This window comes from Chryseobacterium populi (genome assembly GCF_000282115.1).
Lineage (GTDB): Bacteria > Bacteroidota > Bacteroidia > Flavobacteriales > Weeksellaceae > Chryseobacterium > Chryseobacterium populi.
The window spans coordinates 95,595-109,181 of the sequence record NZ_AKJY01000003.1; the positions used below are offsets into that span (position 1 = coordinate 95,595).

Here is a 13,587-nt window from a genome sequence, read left to right on the forward strand (position 1 = left end):
ATATTAGATTTTTGCGGTGGGTAAAAAAGTGTATTTTTCTACATCGAAATCCTGGAATGCGATTTTCTTTTCGATCTTATAATGCTCTCTTCCGAGGATATCATTGATGATGTAAGAATTGCGGTAGGCAGCCATCCCCAGGTCGGTGGAAATATAACTGTGGGTGTGTACTTCGGCGTGAAGCACATAAATTCCGTTTCCGTCAAGGTCTATCGTATAATTCCTGTTGACATCATATAATCCGGCGGAATCTCTTTTAATCCTCGACTGTATATTTTTCAGGAATGAAGGTTCATGATAGCGGTATCCCGTTCCTAAGATCAGGTAATCAGCTTCCTGCTTGTAAGGCACATCCTGCTCCAGCTGAGTAAATTCAAGATTCAGATAATCGGAGCTGGCATTATCTACCCTGTTTAGCTGGCTGTTCGGGATAATTTTTAATTTAGGATCAGCATTGTCAATACTTAAATCATAAATGAAATCATAAATATCATTGATGAGATCGTAATTAATTCCTTTAAACTGACTTTGCTGTTTGCTTAAAATCTCTTTCCGTGTAGTTTCTGTCCGGCTATAGAAATAATCTACATAATCAGGAGAAGTAAGCTCCAACGTCAGTTTTGAATATTCCATCGGGAAAAAACGGTCCGGACGGGAGTACCAGCCCAGATCTGTATCTCCACCCCTGCTTTGCAGCAGATCATAAAATACTTCTGCCGCACTTTGCCCTGAGCCTATGATCGCTATCTTTTTACCTTTAGATAAGAGTTCTTCTTTACGGTACAGATAATTTCCGGTATGCAGAATACGCGGATCATCTTTAGGAATAAATGAGGGTACGGAAGGTTGCGTTCCGGTTCCTAAAACCAGTCTTTCAGTTTTGTAAACCAGGGTTTCTTTAGTTTTTGTGTGATAAGCTTTGATAATGTAAAGCCCGTCCTCATATTCAATATCAACCACCTGTGTTGAAAACTGGCATTGCGGAAGCTGTTCCACCACCCACTGACAATACCGGTTATACTCCTTTCTCGGAATAAAAAAGTTTTCCCGGATAAAGAACTGATACAGCCTGTCTGTCTGTTTAAGATAATTCAGAAGGCTTAACGGATTGGTAGGATCAGCCATCGAAACACAATCACACAGAAACGGCGTTTGCAGCGTTACATGATCGATCATCAATCCCGGGTGCCAGTTAAAACCGTCTCTCTGATCCAGGAAAAGGGTTTTCAGTTCTGCAATAGGATGACTCAATGCGGCAAGTCCCAGATTAAAAGGGCCGATTCCTATTCCAATTAAATTATACACTTGTTCCTTGCGCATGTTCTGTAATTTTGGCGGTGATTTTTATTTCTTTGTTTTGAGGGAATTTTTCCCAGTACCATTCTCTGTAACAAAAATTGAGATTGGCTTTTTTGTGAGGCATTTCGACTACTTTCTCGATTTTAAACCCGACATGGGCTTTGTTCATCATGGAGGCAAATGAATCTACAGATCCTTCACCGACCATTTTACCGACTTCAGGCTGTGCAAACACATAGTCTACCATAGATTGGGTAGAAGGTGACACATATTTCTTTTTGGGGTCCACCGGAGCAATGAACTGATGGGTTCCGTAATCAGTAGGAAGAACATCATAATAATCTCCTACAATATCCCTTGAAGCCCAGTAGATTTCAATATTACATGAAGGTTCACCGTTGCTCAGGATGATATAGCTGTGGGCTTCATCACCCGGTAACATGATGCGGTAATAAGTTTCAAGCTCATCGAGGGGCCAGTTCATCTGCCAGATTTTAATTGCATGTTCACGGTTAAACCATTCGTGCAGCATTTCAAGGTCATTTTCAAGATCGATGGGGCGCATGCTGATGGTAACGTCTTCTTTCGGGAAGTAACGTTTGAAAAATACTTCACTTCCTTTAGGCTGTATCAGCTGATCTGAAAAGAAATATTTATGAAACAGATTCGGGATCTGAACGTAAGAAAGTGCAGCTGCATTGGCTCCGCCATCCATATCCAGAACAGCTGATTTAAGATTTGATTTTGTACCCCAATATCTTCTGTTCAAAGCATAATAAGTGATATCTGAAGGATTTGACTCATGCAATTTCCCGAATGCCCTGTAGGCGATATTGATGAGCTTTCTCTCTTTTATCCATTCTGTTTTCCCTATTGAAGCGATGAGAGCTGACAGATTACTTACAAGCAAATGATGGGAAATAATATCCAGGAGACGCTCATCCCTGATGAAAAGCTCTTCAATTTCCTTATGTTCTTTAATCAGGTCCTGATATTCTTCTCTGGTGCTTTCTTTCAGCAGATAGCCTTGCCCGTCTCTTACAAAAACAGTTTGAGGCAAAAGGTGATCATCGAGCCCGATCATTAAATTCTGCTGATGAACTTCAGGAGCCATTCCGTAGCGGCTGAACAAATGATTTAACGGAGCAATCAACAGTTTGATGTATTTTTCAAACCATATCGTTATTGCTTCTTCCTGATCTTTTCCCAACCGGTCTGAAACATCTTTAAAAAATCGTTGGATAAAAGTATAGTCATCAGCAGGCCCATCCTGACACAATCTTGCCAGCAGCAATACTTTATCTTCCGGCAAAAACGGATTTTCACGGATCAGCAGATTAAGACTGTCGATATTTTTATCGTTATCATACACGCTTACTGCCCCCGGTTCTAATAATAATTTAAAGTGGGTAAATTCCTTTTCAAAAGAAGCTTTAAAATTCTGCCACCATAGAGAGGAAGCATATCCTCTTTTCAAATCTTTCTCACTGTTGATTCTCACAGAGCCCGTTAAGAGAACATGTAATGAAAACTTCAGCATCCATGGGTGATCAGCTTTGTACAGGGTTCTTATTGAAGAAGTCGAATAAAAACTTTCACCTGATGCCCCGATGTAGATCAGCTTCCGCGATTTTATCATTTGAGCATATTCTTTGTCTGACAGAATGTAATCAGCTTCCCACGGATGACAGGGAATACAGTAAAAATCGGAGAGTTTTTCGCTATCTTTCAGCAGATTTTGTTCAAAACCATTGGGTAATGACGCTGTATCTTCCAGGATTTCCCTTAGAGGTGTCTTTAAAACAGAACTCTCTTTAATACAGTTCTTATCTGCTAAAAAATATTCCAGCTGAATTTCCTGATTGAATTCCGGTCCGAATAGAAATTGTTCTTCTTTAGAAAAGCCCATTCTCGATTTCGTGAACGGATGCAGGTTATGCCCCACAGGAAGCTGCTGTTCTGATTCTAAAAATGAATAAGATAATGTTTTTTTTTCTTTTGCATAAGCTGCAAGGGTAAGTTCCAGATTTTTTATACTGCTGTGGATTCTTTCTGTAAATCTTTGGAATCCGGATTCATTAAAACTTTCTGAAAATTCTCTATAAACCAGTCGGATCAGCTTATCAATGTCAGGTTCATAAACTTTTTCATTTTTATGGTCAACGATCCATAACGGAAATCCATAGTCGTGAAAAGCGCTTTCAGAACGATAAGAAATAGGTGCGAATAAAAAGATTTCACTTCGTTTTAATTCAAACCTGATGTGAAGCGGATAATGACTGTTCTGTAATGCCTGAGCAGTCAGTTTATCATACTTTGGAACACCTTCGTAGAATTTTCCGTTTCCAAGCTCCCTCAACATTCCGTTTAATAAGATACGGAAAGTAATATACTGTGCTCTTTCTTTAAACTTACTTGTCTGTACTAAAGTCTTCTCCATGCGATTTGATTTTGTTTAAAATTTGATGAACATCTTCTGTTGTCGTAATCGGATTGAGGAAAGTGAATTTCAGGTAGAGGTTTCCGTCAACTTTAGTACTTGCCACAAGGATTTCGCCGCTGTAGAACAACTTCATTTTAATAAATTGATTAAGGGCATTCAAATCCTTAATGTCAGATCTCATATATCTGAATACCAGTACACTTAAATCTGTATCGGATAAAAGTTCAAACTGAGGATCTTCCGTAATCATTTCTGCTATGTCTTTGGTAAGATCAATTACCCTGTCTGTGTATTCAGCCAGCTGCTCCTGCCCCATCATTCTCAGGGTAAACCACAGTTTCAAAGCATCAAATCTCCTTGTACTCTGGATAATGGATTTGTTGATCTGTGCAGGAATTTCTTCTTCATCCATTTCTTCCGGATTCAGGTAATCGGCATGATGCTTCAGAATTCGCAGCTCTCTTTTATTTTTAACAATAAATGCACTGCTGCTGATAGGCTGGAAAAAAGATTTATGATAATCTATTGTTACTGAGTCTGCACGCTCTATTCCGTTAAGGAGATGACGGTATTTGTCGCTCAGCAACAGTGCACAGCCATAAGCAGCATCTACATGCATCCAGATATTGTGTTGTTCCGCAATATTGGCGATGTCTTCCAATGGATCAATATTTCCGAAATCTGTGGTTCCTGCTGTAGCGATAATTCCGATCGGGATATTTCCCATCAGGATTTCACGTTTCATATACTTTTTAAGCAGAGTGATATCCATCCGGAACCTCTTATCTGTAGGAACTTTTACAATAGATTTTTCACCAAGTCCCATAATAGAAGCATTTTTCTGGTTGCTGAAATGCGCTTTATCTGAAATGAAGATTCTGAAACGGCCTGCTTCAGAAGGAAGTCCGTCCAGCTTGATATTGTGATTTAATTTTTTTTGGGAGAAGCAATCTCTCATCATTACCAGCCCCATTAAGTTACTTTGTGATCCACCTGCTGTAAAGACACCATCGCTTTCATCAGGATTATAGCCCAGTTTTTCTGCGGTCCAGTCGATCAGCTTTCTTTCCATAAAAGTACCGCCTGCGCTTTGATCATAAGTATCCTGAGAAGAATTGATGGCACTGACCAGGATTTCTCCTGCGAGAGCCGGGATTACAATCGGACAGTTAAGATGGGCAACGTATTGCGGAAGGTGGAAAGCTGTTGCATGCTTCACATAGATATCATCTACTTCGCTCAGGAGTTCTTCATAAGAAGAAAGTTTCCGGTTCAGATCAATATGCTGAACCATTGTTTTCATTTTTTTAGCTTCTATTCCACTGAATGGCTTGTCATTTCTGTGAAGAAATTTTCCTACCAGGTCTAAAGTGTCATTAATTGCGGAACGATAATGATCGTAATTATTCTGATGGAAAATGTTATTAAATTTCCCCGAAAAGTGAGGTGAAGGACTATTTATCACCTCGCCGAGAGGTATTATTTCGTTATTCATATATCTATTTGTACTGATGATTGGAAAAATAAATGTTTTGGATTCTTAATTTAATTTCATGGTTATTTATCACGTATTCAATACGTTAAATTTTAAAATTTTTCATTTTTTTATTTGGATTTTAATTAGGAATTCATAAATTTGACAGTGTTATTGTTATTTAGAATAATTAAAAACAAATATAATAATTTTATCATAACACAAAATTTTTTTTCATGAATTCTCTAAAAACTTTAGAAAGTGACAGTCTTACAGAAGAAAGACTGCTCCCTTATTCCATAGAAATCAGCGATAGCGAACGTAAAATGATTAAAGAGGCGGCAGAGCATCTCCAGAAAAAATACGGAAGCTTTGAAAATCGTGAATTTGTAACCCATGTTCATCAATTAGCATCTTATTTTTTACCCGAAAGAATCCTCAGTGTAGCGGCTGCTTTTGCCAGTGATTTTTCTAAAGATCAGTACGGAGCCGTAATTTTCAAGGGTATGATGGATATTGATCAGGACAAAATAGGGGGTACTCCACCGAATTGGCAGTCAGCTGATTATTCCAAATTCAATTTATTTGGATTTGTTTGTGCATTGTTGCATGGTGCTTTACCTTCCAAGCCTGTACAATATTTTTCGCAGCGTAAAGGCGGAGGGCTGATTCATGCAATTATTCCGGATGAAAAAATGCGTGAAACCCAGACGGGATCAGGATCAGCAACAGATTTATATGTACATACGGAAGATGCTTTTCTTAAAAATCAGGCTGATTTTTTAAGCTTTATGTATATCCGCAACGAAGAGCAGGTTCCGTCTACCCTTTACTCTGTCCGTTCCCATGAATCGTTGGAAGAATTCAGGACTTTATTCAATCCGATCTTTAAAATTCCTAAAGATGCCAATCTGCAGAATGAGGAAGATGAAGAAGATGCTCTGGATTCGGTATTGTACGGCAATCAGGAGTTGCCATTTATGCGTTTTGATGCTGCAGAACAGTTATTCAATCCCAATATAAAGCAGACCGATCTGGCTCATCATGCTTTGAATAAGTTCTGGGAAGAAGCAAAACATCTTGTCTATTCAGACTTTATTCCTCAGGCGGGAGATGTAATTCTGGTCAACAATCATTTATGTGCTCATGGAAGGTCTGCTTTCCGTGCCGGAATAAGAAATATAGATGGTGTAGAATACCATTGCGAAAGAAGGATCATGCTTCGGATGATGAGTAAGGTAAGCCTGATCGATATGAGAGGTCATACTCTTACGGAAGATCCGTTTTTTGTCATAGAGGAACATCTGGGTAAAAACTTTAAAGATCTTTAAAATATCCGGATCTCTGATATTTGATTTTTAATAATAAATCCTTTTTAAGCAGAACGCTTGAAAAGGATTTATTTTTTTAAAGGCATTGTATAATGCAGATGATTAAAAAAAAATTATTGTCAGGAATGATAAATGTCCGGTACATCAGGGATTTGCGCTATATTTGGGAATCAAATCAAAAAACTTAATTACGATGATCAGCTCAAAAACAATAATGGCTATCTGCCTGAATTTCATGTTGTTTTCTACTGGAGTTTTTGCCCAGGATAAATCCAGACTTCTGGACAGTGTTTTTACATCCCTTTACAATCAGAAAAAATTTAATGGTAACGTTCTTATTGCAGATAAAGGGAAAATTATCTTTGAAAAAAGCTATGGTATAGCAGATGAAAAAACCGGACGGCTGCTCAATACAAAAACCACATTTGAACTGGCCTCTGTTTCAAAACAGTTTACGGCACTGGGTATTGTACTGCTGCAGAAACAGGGAAAACTGAATTATGATGACAAGATCTCAAAATATATTCCGGAACTTTCTTTTTATAATGAAATTACCATCAGGAATCTTTTGAATCATACCAGCGGACTCCCTGATTATATGGAATTATTTGAAAAAAACTGGGACAAAAGCAAATTTGCTGTGAATGATGATATTATTAAGGAACTGGCAAAATATAAACCCTCTCTTGAATTTAAACCCAATCAAAAGTTTGAGTACAGTAATACGGGGTATGCACTGTTGGGAAGCATTATTGAGAGTGTTTCTAAAAAATCTTTCGGGGATTTTCTCAGCGAATATATCTTTAAACCGCTCGGAATGGATCATACGCTGGTGTACAGAAGCCGATACAAGCCGCAATCAATAGACAATTATGCATTAGGCTATGAAGCAGATAATTCCGGCAACAAAATTCTTCCGGACAGTAATGGAAAAGAATATTATTCTTATTATCTGGATGGAATTGTAGGAGATGGCATGGTAAATTCTACCCTTGAAGATCTTTTTAAGTGGGACAGAGCTTTATATACAAACAAACTGGTGGATGATAATGATAAGAAATTAATATTTAACGATATAATTACGGAGAACGGAAAAAAGACAACTTACGGATTTGGATGGTTTGTTAAAAATAATGATAAATATGGGAAAACAGTAAGCCATTCGGGAGGCTGGGCAGGTTACGCAAGTTTTATAGAGCGTCATCTGGATCATGATAAAACATTTATTTTTCTACAGAATAACCTGACCCCAATAACTAAAATTCCGTCAGATGATGTCCGGAAAATACTTTATAACGAAAAGCTTGAAACTAAAAATCTAAAAGCTGTCCAACTCAACAAAGAGCAGCTCCAGGCTTACACAGGAGTTTATTCTTCATCCGATTTTCCTATGAAACTGAAAGTGTTTGTACAGGATGCTTCCCTTTATGCACAAGCGGTAGCAGAAGGGCAAAAAGCATTTCAGCTAACAGCTTATGAAAATCATATTTTTAAGTTTGACGGAGCCGATATAAGAATGGAGTTTGATTTGGAACAACATATTATAGATTTCAGACAGGGAAGCATGATGAAACTGGAATTTACAAAGGAATGATGGATTGATCTCCTTTCAAAAACTTATTATATATAAAGCCTCCTGTTCTGCAGAAGGCTTTTTTTCAGGGCTGATTCTATTATTCCAAAACTTTTTTCATCATCAGATCTGTCTGTTCATCAGTGCCTAATCTGAAGATGTGTTTATCAAATTCAATGAAACCATTTTTCCTGTAAAAGTTTAAAGCTCTGAGATTTTTTTCCCATACACCCAGCCAGAGATAAGATTTCTTTAAATTCTGAGCGATTTCCAGGGCCTGATCATACAGCAGTTGCCCGACTTTTTTACTGTGATGGCTGCTCTTTACATAGATACGTTCAATTTCAAGAGACGTCTCATCCTGCAATTCCGTCTGTGCTTTCCCGGAATTTACTTTCAGATAACCTACCGGATTGTCTTCTTCCCAGGCAATAAAGAAAAAAGAATCGGGATTATTTAATTCGGTTTTTATTTTCTCCGTATTGAAGCTTTTTTCCAGGTATTCTTTCATGGCCTCTTCCGAATTATCTGCCGAAAAGGTTTCAGCAAAGGTCTGTTTTCCGATACTCTGTAAAGTTTCAAGATCTTCAGAAGAAGCTTTATTAATGATGATTGAGGTCATACTTTTAAATTAAATGGAAGGCGGCTTCGAGAGCCTCAGCCACCTTTTGTTGTTTATATTTGCTGTAACGCTAATTTATAAAATAAGATTCTAAATGCAATAATGGTTTCGGGAGTTTAAACCATCTTCTTAGTATTTTTATCAGTGGGGCAAAGGTGGCTGAGGCTCTCGAAGCCACCTGTTTTTATATACTGCATCCGTCAGCGTCACAGGAATTTTCTCCGTTGTAAAGATCTTTAAACGGAGAAACCGTTTCCTTGTAAGTCTGCTGAAGGGCATTTTCAAAAACTTCTACAGGCTGAGCTCCTGAAACAGCATACTTGCCATTCAGGACAAAAAAAGGAACTCCTGAAATCCCATTGCTTTTAGCCTCGGAAATATCATGATTCACATCCTGATCAAACTCATCAGACATTAGTACCAATCTGGCCTCTGCATTATCGATGCCCAGTTTCCCGGCAAGAGCAGTTAAAGTTTCAATATCCCCGACATTTTTACCCTCAACAAAATGAGCTTCAAATAATGCTTCCTCCATTTCTGAAGATTTATTATATTTTTTGGATAAGTGAAGCAGCTTGTGTGCCGGAAATGTATTGGTAATTAAAGCGGTTTCAAAATTAAAATCGATTCCTGCTCCTTTTCCCATCTGCTTTACCTGGCTGATCATCTGGCTGGCCTGAGCTTCCGGAAAACCTTTTTTCTCTTTAAAATAAGTAAGGGTATTTTTGGTTTCTGACGGATCTAAAGTGGGATCCAGCTGGAAGCTCTTCCACTCTACCTCTATCTGATCTTTAAAGGGAAGCTTTTCTAAAGCCTGTTCAAAATTATTTTTTCCTATATAGCAAAACGGACACATGACATCCGACCAAATTTCTATTTTCATTGTTTTGATTTTTAATTATCAAATACAAAGTTACAGATGTTTTTTAATGTAACAAAATACATTACACTTTATTAGGCCTTACAGATTGTCATCTTCTGTCTCCTTTCTATACTGCTTCTTAGTACCATCATTAGAAAAGCAAGTAATCCAAAGATAAAACCAATCCAGGGATTGTACTGAACGCCATAGGAAACTATAACCCAGCCTCCGAGCGTTGTCCCTAATGTTACCCCTAAATTTCCAAATGAAGTGGCCAGACTATTGGCAAATTCTAGAGAATCCGGAACCGATGAAATCATATAGGTGGATGCATTCAAAAAGCTTGGAGAATATAAAAAGCCCCAAATCCCTATACTAAGAATAGTTGCAATTAAATTTCCATCAGAGAAGTAAAGCAAAACAGGCATTATAATTGTCCCGGAAAGAAAAAATGCAGTCGTACGCATGATATTTTTACTGAGCATTTTCCCGGCGATCCAGTTGGAAAACACACCAATAATCCCGAATAGGAAAAGCATATAACTCACCATGGTAGTATCCATACCTTTGGCTTTATTCAGATAGTCTGCAAAGTAACTGTAGGTAGAAAACCAGGCCGTAATCATGAAAAAATTCATAGCTGTACTGATTATAAATGTAGGCTGAACCAGTATTTTAAGCTGGCTATCGTAGGATTTTTTTTCTTTAACAGGCATGGCAGGCAACAGAAAGTAAATTGTAATTAATGCAATTAAGCTTATGATAGTCTGAATCATAAATGAATATTCCCATGACCAGAGACTTGCAACCCATGTTGCAAACGGAACTGTAGTCACCATAGCAATGGCAACACCGCTAAATACAATACTCATCAATTGATTTCTGTATTTTTTTTCTGTCTGGGATACGGCTACAGAAAGTGCGGTAGCAATATACACAGGCTGAAGGAATGCAGGTAAAATTCTTACCAGCATCAGCAGCCAGAACGGAGGTGAAAAAGAGGATACAATTCCGGTCACAAGAAAAATGGAAATAGCTGTAAACATTACTTTTTTACGGTCAAACCCTGATGTCAACAATGTCATAAAAGGTCCGGTAAGAGCGATGATCAAAGCAAAAGCACTAAGTAAATACCCTGCTTTATCAATGCTTATTTTATAGTGATCTGCTATTTGCGGTAGAATTCCGATGACTCCAAATTCAGTGGTAATTACTGCAATAAAGCCTAAACATCCTATATATGCGAATTTTTTCATTTTTATTTTTTGGTTTTGAAATTTTTATCTGTGAAAACGGCTATTGTATCTACTGCCGATTGAGCTTCCTGTAATAAACTGCCCATATGCATAAACCCGTGAACCATATCTTTATACATTTTTGTTTGCACAGAAACTCCTGCATTTTTCATATTCAGTGTCAATTGTTCACCTTCGTCATGTAAAGGATCATGTTCGGCCAATAAGATCAATGTAGGTGGAGTGTTTTTAAAATCTTTTATAAGAATAGGTACTGCCAGAGGATTTTCCCGATCCTTTTCTGTAATGTACCAGTTCCAGGCTTGTTTTCCCCATTCCTTATTCAATACAGGTCCTTTTGCATAAGTTTCCCAGGATTTTGTATTAAGTGAAGAATCTGCAGCAGGATAAATCAGAACCTGAAATTTTAACTGATTTTTTAATTGTTGGGTTACAGATACAGCTAGAGCAGCTCCGGCACTGTCTCCTATCACGCCTATCTGGTGAGGATCAATGCCTAAAGATTCTGCATGATCTAAAAGCCATTTTGTAGCTGCCATACAGTCATCAAGGCCTGCGGGAAAAGGATGTTCAGGCGCAAGACGATAATCTGTAAATAATATATCAGCACCCGTTGCATTAGCCAGTTTCCGTACAATAGCGTCATGGGTTTCATAACTTCCTGAAATAAACCAGCCCCCATGGATATAAACAATAGCAGGTGATTTTGAAACGGTTTTTCCGTTAGGTCTGTACAATCTGGCAGGTATCTGACGGCCTTCTGATGCAATATTGAGTTCTTCAATCATAGCTATACTTTCTTTCCTGCCACTTAACTGAAATGTCATCGTTTCGTAGTTTTTACGACTTATGTCTAAAGGATCCTGTCCATCAAATACTTCTATTTTTTCTAAATGATTTAGAACTTTACTTATTTCCGGTGTTAACTGCATTGTTATTTTTTTTGTGTTAATACTATTTTTACATGAAACAATTCCTGTTATCATGATGACTCCGATTATTTTTCTCAAGTTTATTATTTTTACAGTACAAAATTAAATTTAAGCCTTAAATTTGCCTAGTACACGGTTAATTGTATGGTACTAACAAATTTGTAAGTAATGGGGAAAAAGAAAGAAAACTCAACGAACAGTATTAATGCACAATATCTTACGGAATGTGATTTAACTTATGCTGTCTGTAAAATTGGTGGAAGATGGAAACTGCTAATCTTATGTAAACTTGAAGACGGGAAATTACGCTTCAGTGAGCTACGTGACCGGATTTCCGGGATTACGGAGAGAATGCTTACCCTCCAGTTAAGAGAAATGGAAAAGGAAGGTCTTGTGAAAAGAACAGTACATGCTCAGGTACCGCCAAGAGTGGATTATGAATTGACAGAAATCGTACAGGAGCTTATCCCTATCTGGAAACAGCTTGAAAAATGGGGACATAAGCATCGTAAAATGATTCAGAGTACCGAGGTTGATGATTGATTTTGCTGACGAAATAAATAGGTACCTTTTAATGAAAATAATTAAGAAATATTATTCCCTTTTTTACTGAATAATAGATGGGCAATCAGGGCCAATAAACCGAAACCTGCTCCTACAAAGCAAACCCCGTCCCATTGAGCATATTGCCAGGCAATGGAAGCCAGCCAGGTTCCCAATGACCCGCCAATAAAGTAAGAAACCATATAAACGGTATTCAGCCTGTTGACAGCATTGGATTTTATTAAAAAGTAGTTGGTCTGGTTCATAATATGGCCCGACTGTACGCCCAGGTCAACAAGGATAACCCCGATAATCAATCCCCAATAGGTTTCGCCTGCAAAATAGGTGAACGCCCAGCTTCCCAACACGATAAGCAGTGAATAAAATATAATCCGGTTCAGATCCATAAATTTTTGCAGTTTCCCGACTTTAGCAGCAGCCAGAGCGCCTACAGCTCCGGCCAGTCCGAAGCTTCCTACTATGGAAGAACCTGCATTAAACGGTGGCTTCTCCATATGAAAAACCAATGTAGTAAATAATGCACACATTGATCCGAAAGCCATCGCTCCACGGAATGATGCAAGCCGTAAAACAGGCTGTGTCCTGGCTAAGTGAGCTACGGAACGCATCAGCTCTTGATAGGTTCCTTTGAAATTGGGCTGTAATTCGGGCAGCATTTTATAAATGGCCAGCCAAACGATAATCATTAATCCTGCTGCTATGCCGAACATGGTTCTCCAGCCCCAGATATCCCCTACTATTCCACCGATAAAACGGGATAAAAGGATTCCTAATAATAACCCTGACATTACCAGCCCGATATTGGAAGATTTTTCCTTATCAGATGAAAGTTCGGCTGCAATGGGAACAAACAACTGGGGAATTACTGAGGTGGCTCCGATCAATAAGCTGGCTGTATACAGCATCCATAACTGGTCAGCAAAGGTCATCCATAATAAGGAACCGAAAACCAGAAACAAGTCGATCAGGATTAGTTTTTTACGGAAGAATTTATCACCTAAAGGCACAATTAACAGCAGTCCCAGCGCATATCCTACCTGCGTAAGAACGGAAATTTTACTCGCTGCACTTTCGGAAACATGCAAATCGTCAGCAATAAGAGCCAGCAGAGGCTGATTATAATAATTATTGGCTACTACAAGCCCTGAAATAATAGACATCAGCCAGATTACGGTTCGGGAAATGCTGTTGGAAGAGTTCATCTGCATGGCGGTGGGATTTTGCTTCAAAT

11 protein-coding genes are annotated in these 13,587 nt (G+C 38.3%); 3 read left to right on the forward strand and 8 right to left on the reverse strand.

Annotation, left to right across the window (positions count from 1 at the left end):
- Window positions 1–3: 3 nt before the first annotated feature.
- From PMI13_RS01360 to PMI13_RS01370, 3 genes are read right to left on the reverse strand one after another with little or no spacing between them, the layout of a single operon-like run.
- The gene (locus PMI13_RS01360; protein WP_007839874.1) at window positions 4–1,320 is read right to left on the reverse strand and encodes a lysine N(6)-hydroxylase/L-ornithine N(5)-oxygenase family protein; all 1,317 of its coding nucleotides are present in this window, start codon (window positions 1,318–1,320) and stop codon (window positions 4–6) included.
- A complete protein-coding gene (locus PMI13_RS01365) occupies window positions 1,298–3,739 on the reverse strand; it encodes a GNAT family N-acetyltransferase (protein ID WP_007839877.1) in 2,442 nt (813 codons plus the stop codon). The genes PMI13_RS01360 and PMI13_RS01365 overlap by 23 nt, the downstream gene beginning before the upstream one ends.
- A complete protein-coding gene (locus tag PMI13_RS01370) occupies window positions 3,711–5,237 on the reverse strand; it encodes a pyridoxal phosphate-dependent decarboxylase family protein (protein ID WP_007839878.1) in 1,527 nt (508 codons plus the stop codon). Before PMI13_RS01370 ends, PMI13_RS01365 begins: the two co-directional genes overlap by 29 nt.
- Window positions 5,238–5,452: 215 nt before the next feature.
- Here PMI13_RS01370 and PMI13_RS01375 point away from each other — a divergent pair, with 215 nt between their 5' ends.
- Both PMI13_RS01375 and PMI13_RS01380 read left to right on the forward strand, forming a co-directional pair.
- The gene (locus tag PMI13_RS01375) at window positions 5,453–6,547 is read left to right on the forward strand and encodes a Fe(II)-2OG oxygenase family protein (RefSeq protein WP_007839879.1); all 1,095 of its coding nucleotides are present in this window, start codon (window positions 5,453–5,455) and stop codon (window positions 6,545–6,547) included.
- 193 nt (window positions 6,548–6,740) lie between these two features.
- Window positions 6,741–8,141 (forward strand): serine hydrolase domain-containing protein, encoded by a 1,401-nt coding sequence (locus PMI13_RS01380; RefSeq protein ID WP_238536255.1) that lies wholly within the window; start codon window positions 6,741–6,743, stop codon window positions 8,139–8,141.
- Between the two features lie 79 nt (window positions 8,142–8,220).
- Here PMI13_RS01380 and PMI13_RS01385 read toward each other — a convergent pair whose 3' ends face one another.
- From PMI13_RS01385 to PMI13_RS01400, 4 genes are all read right to left on the reverse strand, one after another.
- Window positions 8,221–8,742, reverse strand: a complete 522-nt coding sequence (locus PMI13_RS01385) for a GNAT family N-acetyltransferase (RefSeq protein ID WP_007839883.1) — start codon at window positions 8,740–8,742, stop codon at window positions 8,221–8,223.
- Window positions 8,743–8,926: 184 nt separating this feature from the next.
- On the reverse strand, window positions 8,927–9,625 hold the full coding sequence (locus tag PMI13_RS01390; RefSeq protein ID WP_007839885.1) for a DsbA family oxidoreductase: 699 nt from the start codon (window positions 9,623–9,625) through the stop codon (window positions 8,927–8,929).
- A 71-nt stretch (window positions 9,626–9,696) separates the two neighbouring features.
- A complete protein-coding gene (locus PMI13_RS01395) occupies window positions 9,697–10,860 on the reverse strand; it encodes an MFS transporter (protein WP_007839886.1) in 1,164 nt (387 codons plus the stop codon).
- A gap of 2 nt (window positions 10,861–10,862) precedes the next feature.
- Complete coding sequence (locus PMI13_RS01400; RefSeq protein ID WP_034669534.1) at window positions 10,863–11,792, reverse strand: alpha/beta hydrolase; 930 nt, start codon at window positions 11,790–11,792, stop codon at window positions 10,863–10,865.
- Between the two features lie 168 nt (window positions 11,793–11,960).
- On the opposite strand from PMI13_RS01400, the gene PMI13_RS01405 reads away from it, so the two are divergent.
- Window positions 11,961–12,335: a winged helix-turn-helix transcriptional regulator gene (locus PMI13_RS01405; RefSeq protein WP_007839888.1), complete on the forward strand. Its 375-nt coding sequence runs from the start codon at window positions 11,961–11,963 to the stop codon at window positions 12,333–12,335.
- A gap of 41 nt (window positions 12,336–12,376) precedes the next feature.
- On the opposite strand, the gene PMI13_RS01410 is transcribed toward PMI13_RS01405, so the two are convergent.
- Complete coding sequence (locus PMI13_RS01410; RefSeq protein WP_238536256.1) at window positions 12,377–13,585, reverse strand: MFS transporter; 1,209 nt, start codon at window positions 13,583–13,585, stop codon at window positions 12,377–12,379.
- Window positions 13,586–13,587 lie beyond the last annotated feature (2 nt).